This is a genomic window from Bradyrhizobium macuxiense (genome assembly GCF_007993935.1).
GTDB classification, from domain to species: domain Bacteria; phylum Pseudomonadota; class Alphaproteobacteria; order Rhizobiales; family Xanthobacteraceae; genus Bradyrhizobium; species Bradyrhizobium macuxiense_A.
The window spans coordinates 396511-411857 of sequence record NZ_VITY01000004.1 but is presented as its reverse complement, the minus strand read 5'-3'; the positions used below and the strand labels follow the sequence as shown (position 1 = coordinate 411857).

Here is a 15347-nt window from a genome sequence, read left to right as displayed (position 1 = left end):
CCCAATCCGACAATCCTGTAACGTCATCGGCCCGTTGCATGCCACGGACACCGACCGTTCCCATGAATGTGATGCGCGCAAGTGCAGGCTCGGCGACGTATTGCAGCGGGAATAGCGACCGCCACTCACAACGCGATGGCGTTCTTCAAGCGAGATGTCTCTTGATAGACAGGCGACGCCAGATGGCCGTACAGCCAGGGCCTTGCACGCTTGCCGCTGGCCTCGTGCACGCCGTCGAAGACGTCCGTCTCGATCAGTTGCGGATGGGCTGCGGCCGCGTAGACCGACTGCATTTCCGCAAACTTCTCGTCCCGCCCGAGCTCGATCGCGTTTGCAGCATCGTTGCTGCCGATCTCGACGAACAGCGGGCACGGACAGAGCAGGTATGCCAGCTCCGCGCCGGTGTATTTGGCGCGGCTGTTGGCGAAATGAATGTAGGCCGCAAGTTCGATGCCGAGGTTCTTGCTGATCGTGGACGACATCAGAAACTTCTTCTCGTCACGCATGTATCCGGAGACGACGGTCGGCCGCATGCGACCAGTCGCGGCTTCCAGATGCAGCGCAAGAAACGCGCCCGAGGACACCCCGTAGACGCCGATATTCAGACCGGACGTACCGGTCAGCTTCCGGCAGACGGTTTCGCCGGCGTCGATCGATGCGCACGACACGTTATGCGCGGAGACGCCATGGGATGCCAGCATCGCGGCGATGTTGTTCTGGCTTTCCTGATTTCCGATCTGGACGATGTAGGGACACCAGACGACATAGCCGTCCTGGCAAAGCTGCTTGCCGAGCGCGTTCATGTAGTCCTTGTCGGCACCATCGAAGCATCGCTCCGGCGTGCTCGCCATGCCATGACCGAGCAGGATCAATCCCCTGAACGCGCCGTCGGGGATCCCGAGACATCCGCGCACCGGCACGCCGCATTCCAGATCGAACTCGACTTTCGCGACCGAGAATCCATCCGCCGTGTCGCGCCAGAGAATCCTTATGTCATCGCGGGAAGGCCGATAGAGCCGCCGCGCCCGGAACAGCGAGCGCATCTCCCGTCGGATGTCCGGGCCGGTTGCGATCGCGCGCAGTTTTCCCTTCGCCGCGATTTCGAAGAACGACCGGCAGAACGTATCGTAGCCGAGCGCCGGCAGGTCGACATTCGCGCACGATCCCCGGCAATGACCTAGCCCCAGCGTGTTGCCGGGGATCGATGAGGGTCCGACCAGCGTCATGAGCAGTCCGGAAAGCGCCCTGCGGCTGATCATCGGCCCTCCCCGAGCCGGCGATGGCTCGACTGAATGTCACAAGATGGCCGCCTAGCAGGCGCGACAAGTCGCGCAGATACAAATTAAAGGATGTTCATGGTCGAACGATCACGCGCAGCGTTGCAAACGTGTGACGCTGCCGGGCCGGACGCCGCGGCAATTCATGGCGACTGCGTTTCGCGACACTTCGGAAAGATGTCTGACTGTCGCGCGGGTTCAGTTTCGCCACAACCGCCGGCGATCGTCAGGTCCCGGTCATCGAGCTTGATCATCAAGTCCCGACCATCGAGTTATCAGGTCTTCGGCTTGATCTCGGTGACCTTGAGCGGCCTTCGGTGCGTTGCTCGAGCCCGGCGAGCTCCTCGTCTGGGCGCAGGCGGCGCTGGCAGCCACGCGCCGGGCTGCCGCCAAGCGAGCGAGGCCCGACACGCCGGCGCGAGGCTCACCCGCAAGGCCCGCCAAACACCGGAATTCCTCGTGATACGAGTGGTCGCACCGGAATAGCCCGGACTCGTGGACCGGACTGAATTGCTCTAGGCAATAATTCCGCGATCGATGGGTTTATCTGTTGGGCAACAGCATTTCTGGAATGGCCGATGGCGAACGACCTGCACGAGCATCTGATTGAACTGGCCTATGAGGCCGCGGTCCTCCCGGAGTTATGGCCGAACGTTCTGCATCAGGTCGGCGAGATCGCAAAAGCGCGCGGTATCGTGCTGCTGACGGCAGACCCGCACGACGTCCGTTGGGTCGCCTCCCCCGACATGCACGACGACACCGTTGCCTATGTCGAAGGCGGCTGGCACGAGCGCAACGGGCGGTTGCCGCGCCTGCTCGCGGCCAATCATGCCGGCTTCCTGCGCGATATCGACGTGTTCGATACGCCCGAGGAAGTGCAACAGGATTTCCAGATCCGCGAATTCTTCCGGCCGCGCGGGCTCGGATGGGGCGCCGGTACCGCGATCCCGGTGCCGAGCGGCGACGTGCTGATCTTCAGCGTCGAGCGCGAGTACCAGCACGGGCCGATCGAGCCGGAAGCGATCGAACAGCTCGACGCGCTGCGCCCGCACCTGGCGCGGGCCGCGCTGCTGTCGGCGCGGCTCGGGATGGAGCGCGCCAGGGCGGCAACCGAGTCGCTGGCGATGCTCGGCCTGCCCGCGGCGGTGCTGCGGCGCGGCGGCCGCCTGATGGCGGCCAACACGTTGTTCGACCGCCTGGTGCCCGACGTGATGCAGGATCGTACCGATCGCCTGACGCTGGCCGCGCCTGCCGCCGATGCGCTGTTCGCGCAGGCCGTCGGAGCGCTCGATCACGGCCTCATCAGCGTGGAGGTCCGCTCGATCCCGATCGCGGCACAGGCCGATCGTCCGCCGCTGATCGTACATCTGGTCCCGATCCAGGGCGCGGCGCGCGACCTGTTCGACCGCGCGGTGGCGATCGTGATCGTGACGCCGGTGGTGCCATCAGAGGTGCCGACCGCGGAAGTGTTGCAGGGCCTGTTCGACCTGACGCCGGCCGAGGCACGCGTCGCGCGCGGCATCGGCGAAGGACGCACCGTCGAGGCGATCGCCGTCGCATTCGGGATCTCCCGCGAAACGGTGCGCAACCAGCTCAAGGCAGTGCTGGCGAAGACCGGGCTCGGCCGGCAAGTGGAGCTGGCCGGACTGCTCGCCGGTGCCAAGGTGCCGCCGGCTCCGTCCGCGGAATAGACCTACGCCGCGCTCAGGCGAGCCTGGAAGAATCCGGCAACACGGCTGACCGCGTCAGCGGTCATTGGGTCATTGTCTGCAAAATCAAATCCGTGCGCCTTGCCCGGATACCGGATGATCTCCGCCGCGGCGCCGACCGACTTGCCCAGCCTGACAAGCGCCTCACCGCTGGCAAGCGGCACGTTGCGATCGGCCTCGCCGTGCAATTCGATCATCGGCGGCAGATGTTTCACCTGAGGCGCGATCTTGTCGGGCATGCCGCCATACAGCACAGCCAGCGCGGACACCCGCTCGTCACGCGCCGCCGCTGCCGCGGCAACGTAACCGCCAAGCGAAAAGCCGAGCAGTCCGATCCGGCCGGAACTGTCCGCGCCTGCCAGCACCGCTGACAGCGCCGACGAAACGCGCGCGGCCCAGGCGTCGAACCGCCCGGTCTCGTACGCCTCGCGACGCTCGCGCGTGTGCATCGTCTCGAATGCCTGCTCGTCGGCCTGTGTGTAGTAGCGCACGAAATAGGCGTCGATGCCATCAGCCGTCAGCGCGTTGGCATAGCGCTCGTAGGCCTGCGGCCTGAGATCGAAGCCGCGCGAGCCGTGCAGGACAAGCACGGCCGGCCGCTTGCCGGTGCGCCCGGAAGCGAAACGGTTGAGCGTGACGCGGCCGTCGCCGCCATCGACGGTCAGCGGCTCGGCCGTCGCCGCAAGCGTAGGCGATGCGGCCAGCACGGCAAGGCCGCCAAGCAGGCTCCGTCGGCTGATTGCTGGCATCGAAACCTCGATTGGACTGCGCGGCTCCGGCCGGGCCGCGCCGCTATATCATGCCGAACCGTACGCCCGGTAGAGCGTTCATTGGTTTGACCGGCACGGCAGCCGCTGGCTGTGGCCGCTCCAGGGGATCGCAAGAGGATCGGCATGTTCAAACGGCGCCGGTTAAGCTAGTGATAGCTCCCCTCCTTCCGTGCGCCCCATCGGCGCATGTCCAGTCAATGAGTGTATCTGAATGGCCGAAGCCGACCTCGACGCCGTCATCCGGCAAACCGCAAGAGCGCAGACCAAGGCCGTGATGGCGGCTGCCAAGAAGCGCCAGGCCGTCTGGGTCGCGCGCGCGGCCAAGGCCAAGGACAAAGAGACCAAGGCGCGCTTCCGCCACCTCGCCAAGAGCACGATCCTGAACGCGACCGCGACCGCCAAGCGGTTGCAGAATTCGGCCGAGAACGCCGCCGACGCCTATGCCCGCGCCATGAAGAAGGCGATGGAAGAGCCGCCGCCGGCCACGGAATCCAAGAAGAAGTCTGAGAAGAAGCCGGCGAAGAAGAAAGCGGACGCCTGATGCGCTTCCATGGAAGCGCATCATGATCATTATTTTCGCATGATCGTTTCGGAAAACCGGTGTCCACTTTTTCGGATCATGCTTCAGGAGCGCGCATGCTCACCGTTCACCATCTCGGCAAGTCGCAATCGGAGCGGATCGTCTGGCTGTGCGAGGAGCTGGAGATCCCGTACGAACTGAAGTGCACCACGCGCGACCCCGTCACGATGCTGGCGCCGGCCGATTACAAGGCGCTGCATCCGATCGGCGCTGCGCCCGTCATCACCGACGGCGAGCTGGTGCTGGCCGAATCCGGCGCTGTCGTCGAATACATCGTCGCCAAATACGGCAATGGACGGCTGGCGCTGAAACCGGATCATCCTGACTTCGCCCAGTTCCTGTACTGGTTTCACTTCGCCAACGGCACGCTGCAGGCGCAGATGGGCCGCAGCATGATCCTGCATCGGCTCAACCTTGCGGCCGACAATCCGATGCTGGTGGCGACCAAAGCGAGGGTCGACCGTTCGTTCGATCTGATCGAGGCGCGCGTCCGTGACGCCACATATCTCGCGGGCGATACGTTCACGACGGCCGATATCATGATCGGTTTCTCGCTGACGACGATGCGCTATTTCCTGCCCTATGACCTCGGCCGCTGCCCCCACATCAGGAACTACCTCGGTCGCATCGCCGCGCGTCCGGCCTACCAGCGCGCAATGCAGAAGGGCGATCCCGGCATGACGTTGCTGCTGACGTGAGACCGTGATGCCGCGTTATGTCGCCCTGTTGCGCGCGGTCAATGTCGGCGGCACCGGCAAGCTGCCGATGGCCGAATTGAAGGCGATGTGCGTCGACGCCGGATTTGCCGACGTCGAGACCTACATCGCCAGCGGCAATGTCGTGTTCTCCTCCAAACTCGGTGCGCCCAAGGTCAAGGCCGCGCTGGAGCAGCGGCTGCAGGCCTATGCCGGCAAGCCGGTCGGCGTTGCCGTCAGGAGCGCGGACGAGATCGCCGCGGTGCTGAAGGCCAATCCGTTTCCGAAAGCGCCGCCGAATCTTACGGTCGCGATCTTCCTCGACGAGCCGCCGCCCAAGGACGCCCTGAAGGACGTCAAGGGCCAGCAGGACGAAGAGATGCGGCTCGGCAAGCGCGAGATCTACGTCGCCTATGGCAGCGGCATGGGCCGTTCGAAGCTGAAGATCCCCGCCGCCGCGAACGGCACCGCGCGCAATCTCAACACGATCGCGAAACTCGCCGAGTTGGCAGCAGGCGATGAGAAGGCCTAATTCGCCAACCTAATGACCCGTCATCCTGAGGAGCGCGCAGCGCGTCTCGAAGGATGCACGGCCCGGCTGGTGGCCGATTCATCCTTCGAGACGGCCGCCTGGCGGCCTCCTCACGATGACGGGTTGAGTACTTCAGCTCACGACGAAGAGTGCAAGATCCCTAGCTCTCCCGCACCGCGAATCCTTCGGCGTTGAGCCTCGCCAGCACGTCCTCCAGATGGTCGCGGTCGCGGGTCTCGATCACGAGCTCGAGCAGCGTCGCCTTCGCCGGCAGATCGGAGAAGGTGCGCTGATGCGAGACCTCGATGATGTTGGCGCCGGCATCGGCAAGCAGGATCGACACCGCCGCGAGCTGTCCGGGCCGATCGACGATGTCGAGCGCCAGCTGCGTCAGCCGTCCTTCGCGCGCGAGCTCACGGGTCAGGACCGAAGCGATCAGCCTGGTGTCGATGTTGCCGCCGGTCAGCACGAGGCCGACCTTGCGGCCGGCAAAGCGCTCCGGTGCCGCGAGCACCGCTGCAAGGCCGGCGGCGCCGGCGCCCTCGACCACCGTCTTCTCGATCAAGATCAGGGTCGCGACCGCGCGCTCGATCTGGTCCTCGCTGACCAGCACGATGTCGTCGACGAGGTCGCGCACGATCCTGGTGGTGATCTGCCCGGGCGCCTTGACCGCGATGCCTTCGGCGAGCGTATCGCCGCGCATCGGCAGCTGCTCGCCTTTGACGGCATTGTACATCGACGGATAGAGCTGGGCCTGCACGCCGACGACCTGCACCGACGGCTTGATCGCCTTGGCGGCCGTGGCGATGCCCGAGATCAGCCCGCCGCCGCCGATCGGCACCACCAGGATATCGAGCTCCGGCACCGCCTCGAGCATTTCGAGCCCGATCGTGCCCTGGCCGGCGATGATCAGCGGATCGTCATAGGGGTGGATCAGGATCAGGCCGCGCTCTGCGGCGTGCGTGCCGACGAAGGCGAAGCATTCTTCCAGCGTCTGCCCGGTGATGATGACTTCGGCGCCGTGCCGTCTGGTGTTTTCGATCTTCACCATCGGCGTGCCGATCGGCATCACGATGGTGGCGGGGATGCCGAGCCGTTTCGCGTGATAGGCCACGCCCTGGGCATGATTGCCGGCCGACATCGCGATCACCCCGCGCTTGCGCTCTTCGGCGGACAGCGCCCGCAGCCGGTTCAGCGCGCCGCGCTCCTTGAAGGTCGAGGTGAATTGCAGGTTCTCGAATTTGAGGAACAGGCGGCAGCCGCAGATCTCGCCGAGCGTGCGGCTCTCGTTGCACGCCGTAACCATGACCGAGTCACTGATGGTTTCGGCGGCACGGCGCACGTCGGCAAGCGTCACGTCAGCAGGCGTTGCGGCGGTGGTATCGGAAGGATGCGGCATCGGGTTTCGCTTTGGACCGTTTCGTCAGACGGAACCTAAAGCATGATCCGGAAAAGTGCGAAGCGGTTTTCCGAAAAGACCATGCTCAAACAGCGATCCAAAGCGCCATCGCGATTCAAGTCAATCCCATCGCGCTGGCCAGTTTCGGCGCCGAAGACGACCGGCTATCGCGCGGTCAACACCCGTTGCTCCGGCCTGGCCGGCGCGGCCAGCTGGGCTTCATCGCATTTGGGGCATAGCAGCGCGGTCCGGAAATGCTTGTCGAGCACAATGGTCCGCGTCCTGCCGCACTGGCAGCGCATCGGCTTATCCATGGAAGATCGGCCCGGGTTCGAGATGCAAGGATAGCGTGCGCTTAGCTATCCCGGTCCGGTTAACCCAGTATGACTTGCGGCCGGAAAAATCAGAAGAAGCCCGCACTCAGATCGAGGCCATAGCTTGCCCTGAGCACCGCGACGAACAGGACGGCAAAGCCGAACAGCAGGACATGCCGGGCGATGCTGCTCCGAATCGAATTGGCCGGAAATACCCGAGCGATCGATTGAGCCAATGCAGTCATTTGCGACCTCCAGAACCACGTCCCGAAGGTAGGTCGCCGGCAATGCTGCGAGGTTCAACGCGGCTCGCGGGACGGCCGGCGGCGCACTGACGCGCTCGGCTCCGCATTCTGTTGCGGCCGCACGCTGTTCCGGAAGCGATGACCGACCACGATCAACCTGCCTTCGGCGCGGACCGCGGCCTCGGCCACTGGCGCAGCCGGCAGATTGTCTTGCGTGACGGCTTCCAGCGCGCGCAGGAGCTCCCGTCCAGCCGGTGTGACCTCCCAGCCTTCGACGTCACGCAGCACATAACCATTGCTGAAGATGTCGAGTTCGGGAACCCGCGACGCCAGACGCTTGATCCGCGCATGCCAATCGTCGCCGCTCGACGAGAGGATAGCGAGGTCGTGCTTGAGGGAATCGAGTGTGGCTCTGCCGCTGACGTGACTGGCCAGTATTTTTAGAATCGCAACCTGTATGCTCAATTCGCCGCCTCGACCGCCACGGTTCTTTTTGTTCTGCGCAGTCGATCTGGAAATTATCGCGCTGATGACTCAGGCGCCCAGTCATTAGCGCCAGTTATCCAGACCCCGGCATGACGGTATCGATTTACGCTGCGCGCGATGTGCCGACGCTGCGCTCGGGCCGCTGCGATGACATCGCTTCTTCTTCACTATCCTGCGGCTCGCCCCAAAATTCCCGCACGGTCGGCCCGTTCTTCAGCCTGGGGTCGCGCAGGAAGCCGAGGATTTCGTGCGGCCAGACCCGGCGTCCCATCTGCGTGTACCAGCGCATCGCATGACGAAGCTCGGCGTCGCGATGAAACAGCACGCGGAGCAAGGCCTTCGGGCGGCATTGCAGCACCATCTCGGTGAACTTGAACCAGAGCAGCACGCGCCATGGCGGCATGTGCCGTGTCGCGAGCACCTGATGCTTGTAGTCCCAGAGCCTGCGATCGGTCTGGATGACCCGCCGCTCTGCCGCGAGACGGAAATACGGCGTCCAGCGATGCGGCGTGACGTAGAGCATCTGGATCTGATCCGGATCGTAAGACAACAACTGCCGTAGGCCGCGCCAATGATCGCGGTCGGTCTCCTCCTCGAAGCCGACCACCCAGGTCGCCATCGACAAGATGCCGTGCCGGCGCATCAAACGGATAGCCTCACGATCGATCGTGGTGGTCGCGCCCTTGCGAATCAGCTCCAGCGTCTTCTCGTCGGTGTTCTCCATGCCGAGCAGAAAGCGCTGCCAGCCCGCCTTCTTGTAGAGGTGCAGGATGTCGGCATCGCGCACGATGTCGTCGGCGCGGGTCGAGCCCACCAGAATCAGATCGACATTCTCCGCGATCAGAGCCTCGAGGAAAGTGCGCCAGGCCTTCTTCGAGACGGTCGGATTCTCGTCGGCGAAATTGATCACCTTGACGCCGTGCTCGCGATGCAGCCGCGCCAGCTCCTTGGCAAAACGCACGGGATCGCGGTGCCGCCATCGCGTCCAGAAGCCGCGCTGGCCGCAATAATTGCAGAGATGCGGGCAGCCGCGCGAGAACTGCACGACAACGGCGCGCAGCCCTCCCCAGTAACTGTAGCGCGCGTGATCGATCAGCTCCCAGCCGACGCGATAGGCATCGAGGTCTCGGATAACCGGCGCAGGCGGCGTGACGCGCGGCCCGTAGTCGTCGCGGAAGGCGATGCCGTTGATGATGCGAAGATCGTCGCCGGTCTCCAGCGCCCGCATCAGGCGCCGCGCGGTCTCTTCGCCCTCACCGCGCACGATCGCGGTGACGTAGCGCTCCTCGCGCAGGATCTCGCGCCAATGATAGGTCGGAAACACTCCGCCATAGACGATCCGCACCTTGGGCACGGCGTTGACAATGGCCTGCGCCACTTCCGCGATGACCGGATGGCCCGAGGTCGAGCCGGAATGGCCGAACAAGACAGCATCCGGCGAAAACCGCGATGCCTCCGCCACGATAGCTTCGAGCGGCATCGGCCCGAACTCGGCATCGAGCAGCCGAACGTGGTGCCCGTCGTCGATCAGCGGACCGCCGATCGACAGTAGGCCGAGCGGCGGCAGATGGTCGTCCGGGATCCGGCTGCCGATCGCCGGGTGCGGCACGTTGATGAGAAGAATGCGCATGGATGATCGCTCCCGCTTTGGTTGGCGTGATCGTTCGTCCCCGCATCTTGTGAGAAGAGAGCCCAACCCCCCGGCCGGGCTTTTGGCGCAACTCGCGCAAGCTTACCGTTTGAGCATGATCTTTCCGGAAAACCGCTTCGCAATTTTCCGGATCATGCTCTAGAGGTTCGCGACCTCCGCCGGTGCGATCGCGGTCAGCCCGCCGAAGCGGCGCTCGCGGCGGTGGAACGAGGCGAGCGCGTCGGCGAGATCATCGGCATCGAATTCGGGCCACATCCGCTCGGTGAAGTGCAGCTCGGCATAGGCGCCCTCCCAGAGCAGGAAGTCCGACAGCCGCTTCTCGCCCGAGGTGCGGATGATGAGGTCGACGTCACGCAAGCCGGCTTCCCCGGTGATGAGATCGGCGAAGCTCTCGCGGCTCAGCTGGCCTGTACCGGCGGCGCGCGCCGCGGCGTTCAGGATCGCGTCGCGTGCCGAATAGTCGATCGCGATGCGCAGATGCAGCGTGGTGCCGTCGCAAGTCTCGGCCTCGGCGCGGGTGATCGCGGCCGCGATACCATCGGGCAGCCGGTCGCGGCGGCCGATCACGGTGAGGCGGACGCCATTGCGCACCAGGGCCGCGATCTCGTTGGCGAGATAGAACCGCAACAGCGCCATCAGCGCCGTGACTTCGGCTTTCGGCCGACGCCAATTGTCGCTCGAGAATGCGTAGAGCGTCAGCGTGCCGACGCCCTGGTCCGGCGCGGCCTCGACGATGCGGCGGATCGCCTCGACGCCCGCCTCATGTCCGCGCAGCCGCGACAGGCCGCGCCGCGTCGCCCAGCGGCCGTTGCCGTCCATGATGATGCCGACATGGAGCCGGGCGATGGTTTCCGGCTTGAGCGCAACGTTGCTTTGCATCACAAAGTCTCCGGGCAAAAAAAGGGGATGATCAAACCGGCTGGATACCAAGGCGGCCAGATGCGCCTTCATCCTTGCCGGCGGTCTTTTCAGCCTTGTCGGCCGTGCCTGCAGCCTTGGCCGCGTCGCGCACCAGCTGCTCGAGCACGGCGAGATAGTCGAGGAAACGGCGGCGGCCACTCCTGGTCAGGCGGCAGGTGGTGTGCGGGCGATTGCCTTCATAACCCTTGATGACATCGACGAGGCCGGCCTCCTGCAACACCTGCAGATGCCGGCTGAGATTGCCGTCGGTCAGGCCGCAGAGCTGCTTGAGGTCGGCGAAGGCGAGCCCCTTCGGATGCGCCATCAGCGAGGTCAGCAGACCGAGCCGCGCCTTCTCGTGGATGACGCGGTCGAGGCCATCATAGGCGAATGGCGCGGTGGTCACGTCAGTCTTCGGCATCATGGCCTCCGGAAGCGAAATACAACAGCGCTGCGAGCAGCAACTGGCCGATCGCGAATGGCAGTCCCATGGTCCAGGGCGACAGCGCGTGGCTCTGGCTTGCAATCAACAGCACCGTGAAGCCCGACAGGAAATACCAGGCACCGCCGAGCGCGATCGTGCGCGGCAGCAGGCGGACCGAGGCAAACACGGCGAGGCTCACCAGCACCTGCCACAGGCCCGGCAGCATCCACAGCGTCTCGGGCGCGAATTTCCATTGCAGGACCGCGAGCAACACGCCGGCGATAACGGCGGGAACGAACTGCTCGATCGCCTGCTGGACCATCGCGTCGGCAAGGCCCGAATGATGCCGCCGCGAGCGCGCCTGCATCTCGATCCAGATCAGCACCGCCGACAGCAGCGCTGCCGCCGCCCAGCCGGCAAGGAAGGCGATCGGGTGACCGGTGGGATCGTCGAGCCAGAGATATTGGGCGAGCGCGGTGACGAGCGCGATGCCGCTGGTGGCGGCGACGGTCGCCGGGCCGTAGCCGCGGAATGCGGTTCCCGCCGCAATCTGGCTGCGGATCGCGAGAATATCGGCCAAGGCCTTGTCGAGGTCGCGCATGATCTGCCCGCACTTTGTATCGCAAAGTATACGGGATCACCAAGTAAACGCAAGCGGCATCGCTCAGCCCGCCGGGCGTGATGTTTAACGGCCGGTTACTGCGCGGATTGCGGCGAAACCGTGCCGCCTCAGACCTTCACCAGGCTCGTGAAGCCGCCATAGATCATGCGCTTGAGATCAAACGGCGCGGTTTTCGGATCCATCGACGCGAAGCGCGGATCCGCCATCACCTTGGCGTTGATCCTGTCGCGCTGGGCGCGCGACTTGTAGGTGATCCAGGCGAACACGACGGTTTCGCCGGCCTTCAGTTTCACGCTCTGCGGAAACGACGTCAGCTTGCCCGGCTTGACGTCATCGGCGACCCACTCGCGATAATCCAGCGCACCATGCTCGCGCCAGACCTTGCCGGCCATCTTCGAGAGCTTCGCATAGGCTTTGAGTTTCTTCTTCGGCACGGCGACGACGAAACCATCGACGTAAGGCATGGGCGTTTCCTTGTTGTTATTTCGCCGTCATTGCGAGGAGCAAAGCGACGAAGCAATCCATTCCTGCACTTGTGGCGCGATGGGTTGCTTCGCGGAGGCCGTCATCGGGCGCGCTACGCGCGACCTGTTGGCTCGCAATGACGATCAGGAGCGACAGCAGGATGCCTGAACCGGTGCCGGTTGGTATTGGTCACGTAGCCGCACCCAATCCATCGGATAGGGCAAGCCCTCCTCGTGGCGGCCGAGCGGCGTCAGGTCGAGGTAGTGATAGGCGGCATTCATCATGTCGAGGCCGCGGGCGAATGTGGAATAGGTGTGGAACACGGTGCCGGCGTCATCGCGATAGAACACGCTGATGCCGGGCAATTCGGGGCCGTAGAGCGGGGTCGTTCCATAATTGTATTGCGCGTTCCCGGCGTCGATCTGCTCGGGGGTGAACGAGACCGCATAGTCGTAGTTGAAGTCATTCTCTCCCGACGAGACCCAATCGAAGCTCCAGCCCATTCGCTGCTTGAAGGCCTCGAGCTTGGCCAGCGGTGCGCGCGAGATCGCGACCATCGTGGTGTCGCGCGCGGCCAGATGCGGAACCATGCGCTCGAAGCCGTCGACCCAGAACGAGCAGCTCTTGCACGCCGCGTCCCACTCCGGCGCGAACATCACGTGCTGTACCACGAGCTGCGGCCGGCCCTTGAACAGATCGCCGAGCGTCACCTTGCCGCCGGGCCCGTCGAACACATAGTCCTTGTCGACCTTCACCCAAGGCAGCTCGCGGCGCTGCCGGCTCAGCGCTTCGCGGGCCTGGGTGAGTTGCTTCTCGCCGACCATCAGCGCCTTGCGCGCCGCGGTCCATTCTTCGCGCGAAACGATCTTGTGCTGAGACATGCGATGCTCCCTGCGGTTCAGGCGTCGACATAGTGTTGGAGATTGCCGAGGAATTCGGTCCAGCCGCGCTGGTGGTTGTCGCGCGCGGTCTCATCGACGAACTGCGCGTGATGGAAGGTGAGCAACGTGCCGCCGCCGTCCGGCCTGATCGACACCGTCACCTCGGAGACGCGCTCCGGCGTCGAATGCCAGGCCCAGCTGAACACCAGCCTCTCGTTCGGCACCACCTCGCGATAGACGCCGCCGACCTCGTGATATTCACCGTTGGTGCCGGTGAACTTGATCCGGTAGCGGCCGCCAACACGGACATCGAGCTCGGCTTGCGTCGTGCCGGGCTTGACCTGACCCGGACCGAACCACTGCACTAGGTTTTCCGGCTCGGTCCACGCGGCGTAGACCTTTTCCGGCCGGGCGCGGAGGCGCCGCGTGAGGGTGAGGCTGGGACGCGCGGCAAGGCCGGCGTCGGCTGCGACTGCGGATTTGTTGGCTGCCATGGGTTTTCCTCCACAAAAGCGGCAAGGCGGTCGAGATTGTCGGACCAGAATTGCGCATAGCGATTGAGCCAGTTCATCGCCTGCTCCATCGGCCGCGCGGTGAGCCGGCACGCCACCGTGCGGCCGGTTTTCTCGCGCGCGACCAGACCGGCATCCGTGAGCACGTCGAGATGCTTCATGATCGCCGGCAATGACATCGCGAACGGCTGCGCCAGCTCGCTCACCGACAGGCTTTCCTGCTCGCCGAGCCGCGCCAGCAGCGCGCGGCGGGTGGGATCGGAAAGCGCCGCGAAGGTGCGGTCCAGCGTTTCGTCCTGATACTTAACCATATGGTTTAGTATAGGCGCAAACGGCGCTGCGTCAAGCGCGCGTCTTCACGATCGCGCGACGACGGGCGCCGTCCCGACGAAGGCCGAAACGCTTCAAAGCCGTCTTGCGCGGCGCCGGTCGGTAAGTTTGCTAGTCGGGGTAGACCGGCCGGTGCCGACGCTGATGGCGGCGCGGCGGCGGCGAGGGCTCGCTGAACAGAAAGCGCGGATTCTCTCCGCAAGCGAGAAAGCGCCCCGATACGCTTGCGAGGCACTGCTCGTAGGTTCGGTAGGCGCATTCGCCGGGGTAGCCCAGGCTCGGCCCCTGCGCGCACCACGGATAATCATAAGGATCGGCGGAAGCCGGCGTGATACTCGCCGCTCCGACAAGCGTCATCGCTCCCAAGACAAGCATTGTGATTTGCGATGTGCGCATGATCCGCCTCCTCAGATGCCGCAGTTAAAGCGCGGCATCCCGGGTAAGGTTCCTGAAGGTCATTTTATTCCGCGTCAAGGCCCCGCAATTCACTTCACGAGACGGGCATCACCGCGCGGATCAGAGCTGCCCGCGCGGTTCAGCAACGCTGAACGTCCGGGGCCTACTCGACCTTGAGGCCCGCGAACTCGACCACCTTCTTCCACTTGTCGGTCTCGGCCTTGATGTCGTTGCCGAAGGCTTCCGGGGTCTGGATCAACGAGTCGCCGCCGAGCTCGACCAGACGCTTGCGCATATCGGGTTCGGCGAGAACGGCGTTGATCTCGGTGTTGAGCTTGGCGATCAGCTCCTTCGGCGTGTTCTTCGGCGCGCCCATGCCGAACAGCGCGCTCGCCTCATAGCCCTTCACGGTCTCGGCGATCGCCGGCACGTCGGGCAATTGCGAGGAGCGATCCGTCGTCGTCACGCCGAGCGCGCGCAGCGAACCGGAGCGGATGTGCTGGATGATCGAGGGCATGTTGTCGAAGATCACCTGCACCTGGCCGCCCAGCATGTCGGTGATGGCAGGCGCAGCGCCGCGATACGGCACGTGCTGCATCTTGCAGCCGGTCATCGACATGAACATCTCGCCGGAGAGATGCACCGAGGTGCCGTTGCCGGACGAGGCCATGTTCACCTTGCCGGGATTGGCCTTCACATATTCGATGAACTCGGCGACGTTCTTCGCCGGCACGTCCTTGTTGACGGTCATCACGTTCGGGACGCGGTTGAAGGACGCAACCGGCGCCACGTCGCGCACGAAGTTGAACTTCAGATTGGCGTAGAGCGAGGCGTTGATGTAGTTCGCCGGATTGACCAGCAGCACGGTGTAGCCGTCCGGCTCGGCGTTGATCGCAGCCTCGGTGCCGATATTGTTGCCGGCGCCCGGCTTGTTCTCGATCACGAATTGCTGCCCGAGCTTCTCCGACAGCCGCTGCCCGATCAGGCGCGCGATGATGTCGGTGGCGCCGCCCGGCGGATAGCCCACGATCCAGCGCACCGGCCGCGCCGGATAGTCGGCTGCGGATGCGCGGCCGATCGCGAATGTCGAAATCCCCGACCCGATCAGGCCCAGCGCAGTGCGGCGTGAAATCATGAAGTCTCTCCCAATCCAGCAGGG

20 protein-coding genes are annotated in these 15347 nt (G+C 64.6%); 5 read left to right on the top strand and 15 right to left on the bottom strand.

Annotated features, from left to right (window positions below):
- Positions 1–125: 125 nt before the first annotated feature.
- Positions 126–1259, bottom strand: a complete 1134-nt coding sequence (locus tag FBZ93_RS13200; RefSeq protein WP_146986375.1) for a hypothetical protein — start codon at positions 1257–1259, stop codon at positions 126–128.
- A 596-nt stretch (positions 1260–1855) separates the two neighbouring features.
- Here FBZ93_RS13200 and FBZ93_RS13195 point away from each other — a divergent pair.
- Entirely contained in the window at positions 1856–2968 is a 1113-nt protein-coding gene (locus tag FBZ93_RS13195; RefSeq protein WP_146986374.1) for a helix-turn-helix transcriptional regulator, read from the top strand.
- Between the two features lie 2 nt (positions 2969–2970).
- On the opposite strand, the gene FBZ93_RS13190 is transcribed toward FBZ93_RS13195, so the two are convergent.
- Positions 2971–3693 (bottom strand): dienelactone hydrolase family protein, encoded by a 723-nt coding sequence (locus FBZ93_RS13190; protein WP_246667460.1) that lies wholly within the window; start codon positions 3691–3693, stop codon positions 2971–2973.
- A 274-nt stretch (positions 3694–3967) separates the two neighbouring features.
- Between FBZ93_RS13190 and FBZ93_RS13185 the strand changes: the two genes are divergently transcribed.
- The 3 genes from FBZ93_RS13185 to FBZ93_RS13175 all read left to right on the top strand — a co-directional run bounded on the left by FBZ93_RS13185 (position 3968) and on the right by FBZ93_RS13175 (position 5563).
- Positions 3968–4297 (top strand): hypothetical protein, encoded by a 330-nt coding sequence (locus FBZ93_RS13185; RefSeq protein ID WP_146986372.1) that lies wholly within the window; start codon positions 3968–3970, stop codon positions 4295–4297.
- A 95-nt stretch (positions 4298–4392) separates the two neighbouring features.
- On the top strand, positions 4393–5034 hold the full coding sequence (locus FBZ93_RS13180) for a glutathione S-transferase family protein (protein ID WP_146986371.1): 642 nt from the start codon (positions 4393–4395) through the stop codon (positions 5032–5034).
- A 7-nt stretch (positions 5035–5041) separates the two neighbouring features.
- A complete protein-coding gene (locus tag FBZ93_RS13175; protein WP_146986370.1) occupies positions 5042–5563 on the top strand; it encodes a DUF1697 domain-containing protein in 522 nt (173 codons plus the stop codon).
- A 160-nt stretch (positions 5564–5723) separates the two neighbouring features.
- On the opposite strand, the gene FBZ93_RS13170 is transcribed toward FBZ93_RS13175, so the two are convergent.
- The 4 genes from FBZ93_RS13170 to bchE form a co-directional block, all read right to left on the bottom strand.
- Complete coding sequence (locus FBZ93_RS13170) at positions 5724–6962, bottom strand: threonine ammonia-lyase (protein ID WP_146986369.1); 1239 nt, start codon at positions 6960–6962, stop codon at positions 5724–5726.
- 403 nt (positions 6963–7365) lie between these two features.
- A complete protein-coding gene (locus FBZ93_RS13165) occupies positions 7366–7521 on the bottom strand; it encodes a response regulator (protein ID WP_167350155.1) in 156 nt (51 codons plus the stop codon).
- Between the two features lie 54 nt (positions 7522–7575).
- A complete protein-coding gene (locus FBZ93_RS13160) occupies positions 7576–7986 on the bottom strand; it encodes an aminoacyl-tRNA deacylase (protein ID WP_246667459.1) in 411 nt (136 codons plus the stop codon).
- A 124-nt stretch (positions 7987–8110) separates the two neighbouring features.
- Complete coding sequence (gene bchE / locus FBZ93_RS13155; protein WP_146986368.1) at positions 8111–9637, bottom strand: magnesium-protoporphyrin IX monomethyl ester anaerobic oxidative cyclase; 1527 nt, start codon at positions 9635–9637, stop codon at positions 8111–8113.
- Between bchE and FBZ93_RS40585 the strand changes: the two genes are divergently transcribed.
- Positions 9636–9800, top strand: a complete 165-nt coding sequence (locus FBZ93_RS40585) for a hypothetical protein (RefSeq protein WP_167529022.1) — start codon at positions 9636–9638, stop codon at positions 9798–9800. The two genes, bchE and FBZ93_RS40585, sit on opposite strands and share 2 nt — an antisense overlap.
- On the opposite strand, the gene FBZ93_RS13150 is transcribed toward FBZ93_RS40585, so the two are convergent.
- The 9 genes from FBZ93_RS13150 to FBZ93_RS13110 all read right to left on the bottom strand — a co-directional run bounded on the left by FBZ93_RS13150 (position 9797) and on the right by FBZ93_RS13110 (position 15323).
- A complete protein-coding gene (locus FBZ93_RS13150) occupies positions 9797–10537 on the bottom strand; it encodes a di-trans,poly-cis-decaprenylcistransferase (protein WP_146986367.1) in 741 nt (246 codons plus the stop codon). The two genes, FBZ93_RS40585 and FBZ93_RS13150, sit on opposite strands and share 4 nt — an antisense overlap.
- A gap of 31 nt (positions 10538–10568) precedes the next feature.
- On the bottom strand, positions 10569–10979 hold the full coding sequence (locus FBZ93_RS13145; RefSeq protein ID WP_167529021.1) for a transcriptional regulator: 411 nt from the start codon (positions 10977–10979) through the stop codon (positions 10569–10571).
- Positions 10966–11583: a hypothetical protein gene (locus tag FBZ93_RS13140; protein ID WP_074127583.1), complete on the bottom strand. Its 618-nt coding sequence runs from the start codon at positions 11581–11583 to the stop codon at positions 10966–10968. Before FBZ93_RS13140 ends, FBZ93_RS13145 begins: the two co-directional genes overlap by 14 nt.
- Positions 11584–11711: 128 nt before the next feature.
- Positions 11712–12068, bottom strand: a complete 357-nt coding sequence (locus tag FBZ93_RS13135) for a DUF1428 domain-containing protein (protein ID WP_146986365.1) — start codon at positions 12066–12068, stop codon at positions 11712–11714.
- 144 nt (positions 12069–12212) lie between these two features.
- A complete protein-coding gene (locus FBZ93_RS13130; RefSeq protein ID WP_146986364.1) occupies positions 12213–12950 on the bottom strand; it encodes a DUF899 domain-containing protein in 738 nt (245 codons plus the stop codon).
- Between the two features lie 17 nt (positions 12951–12967).
- The gene (locus FBZ93_RS13125; protein ID WP_208764004.1) at positions 12968–13315 is read right to left on the bottom strand and encodes an SRPBCC family protein; all 348 of its coding nucleotides are present in this window, start codon (positions 13313–13315) and stop codon (positions 12968–12970) included.
- A complete protein-coding gene (locus FBZ93_RS13120; protein WP_146986363.1) occupies positions 13315–13773 on the bottom strand; it encodes an ArsR/SmtB family transcription factor in 459 nt (152 codons plus the stop codon). The genes FBZ93_RS13125 and FBZ93_RS13120 overlap by 1 nt, the downstream gene beginning before the upstream one ends.
- 130 nt (positions 13774–13903) lie before the next feature.
- Positions 13904–14167 carry a DUF3551 domain-containing protein gene (locus FBZ93_RS13115; protein WP_283810820.1) on the bottom strand — a complete coding sequence of 88 codons (264 nt, stop codon included), beginning with the start codon at positions 14165–14167 and terminating at the stop codon, positions 13904–13906.
- 184 nt (positions 14168–14351) lie between these two features.
- Positions 14352–15323: a Bug family tripartite tricarboxylate transporter substrate binding protein gene (locus tag FBZ93_RS13110; RefSeq protein WP_074127578.1), complete on the bottom strand. Its 972-nt coding sequence runs from the start codon at positions 15321–15323 to the stop codon at positions 14352–14354.
- Positions 15324–15347 lie beyond the last annotated feature (24 nt).

Bases quoted from the DNA above. Each gene is read 5' to 3' on its own strand.
- FBZ93_RS13170 (WP_146986369.1), bottom strand. From the start codon at position 6,962: ATGCCGCATCCTTCCGATACCACCGCCGCAACGCCTGCTGACGTGACG.
- FBZ93_RS13165 (WP_167350155.1), bottom strand. From the start codon at position 7,521: ATGACTGCATTGGCTCAATCGATCGCTCGGGTATTTCCGGCCAATTCG.
- FBZ93_RS13120 (WP_146986363.1), bottom strand. From the start codon at position 13,773: ATGGTTAAGTATCAGGACGAAACGCTGGACCGCACCTTCGCGGCGCTT.
- FBZ93_RS13115 (WP_283810820.1), bottom strand. From the start codon at position 14,167: ATGCTTGTCTTGGGAGCGATGACGCTTGTCGGAGCGGCGAGTATCACG.
- FBZ93_RS13145 (WP_167529021.1), bottom strand. From the start codon at position 10,979: ATGCCGAAGACTGACGTGACCACCGCGCCATTCGCCTATGATGGCCTC.
- FBZ93_RS13130 (WP_146986364.1), bottom strand. From the start codon at position 12,950: ATGTCTCAGCACAAGATCGTTTCGCGCGAAGAATGGACCGCGGCGCGC.
- bchE (WP_146986368.1), bottom strand. From the start codon at position 9,637: ATGCGCATTCTTCTCATCAACGTGCCGCACCCGGCGATCGGCAGCCGG.
- FBZ93_RS13140 (WP_074127583.1), bottom strand. From the start codon at position 11,583: ATGCGCGACCTCGACAAGGCCTTGGCCGATATTCTCGCGATCCGCAGC.
- FBZ93_RS13135 (WP_146986365.1), bottom strand. From the start codon at position 12,068: ATGCCTTACGTCGATGGTTTCGTCGTCGCCGTGCCGAAGAAGAAACTC.
- FBZ93_RS13150 (WP_146986367.1), bottom strand. From the start codon at position 10,537: ATGCAAAGCAACGTTGCGCTCAAGCCGGAAACCATCGCCCGGCTCCAT.
- FBZ93_RS13200 (WP_146986375.1), bottom strand. From the start codon at position 1,259: ATGATCAGCCGCAGGGCGCTTTCCGGACTGCTCATGACGCTGGTCGGA.
- FBZ93_RS13185 (WP_146986372.1), top strand. From the start codon at position 3,968: ATGGCCGAAGCCGACCTCGACGCCGTCATCCGGCAAACCGCAAGAGCG.
- FBZ93_RS13110 (WP_074127578.1), bottom strand. From the start codon at position 15,323: ATGATTTCACGCCGCACTGCGCTGGGCCTGATCGGGTCGGGGATTTCG.
- FBZ93_RS13175 (WP_146986370.1), top strand. From the start codon at position 5,042: ATGCCGCGTTATGTCGCCCTGTTGCGCGCGGTCAATGTCGGCGGCACC.
- FBZ93_RS13195 (WP_146986374.1), top strand. From the start codon at position 1,856: ATGGCGAACGACCTGCACGAGCATCTGATTGAACTGGCCTATGAGGCC.
- FBZ93_RS40585 (WP_167529022.1), top strand. From the start codon at position 9,636: ATGGATGATCGCTCCCGCTTTGGTTGGCGTGATCGTTCGTCCCCGCAT.
- FBZ93_RS13180 (WP_146986371.1), top strand. From the start codon at position 4,393: ATGCTCACCGTTCACCATCTCGGCAAGTCGCAATCGGAGCGGATCGTC.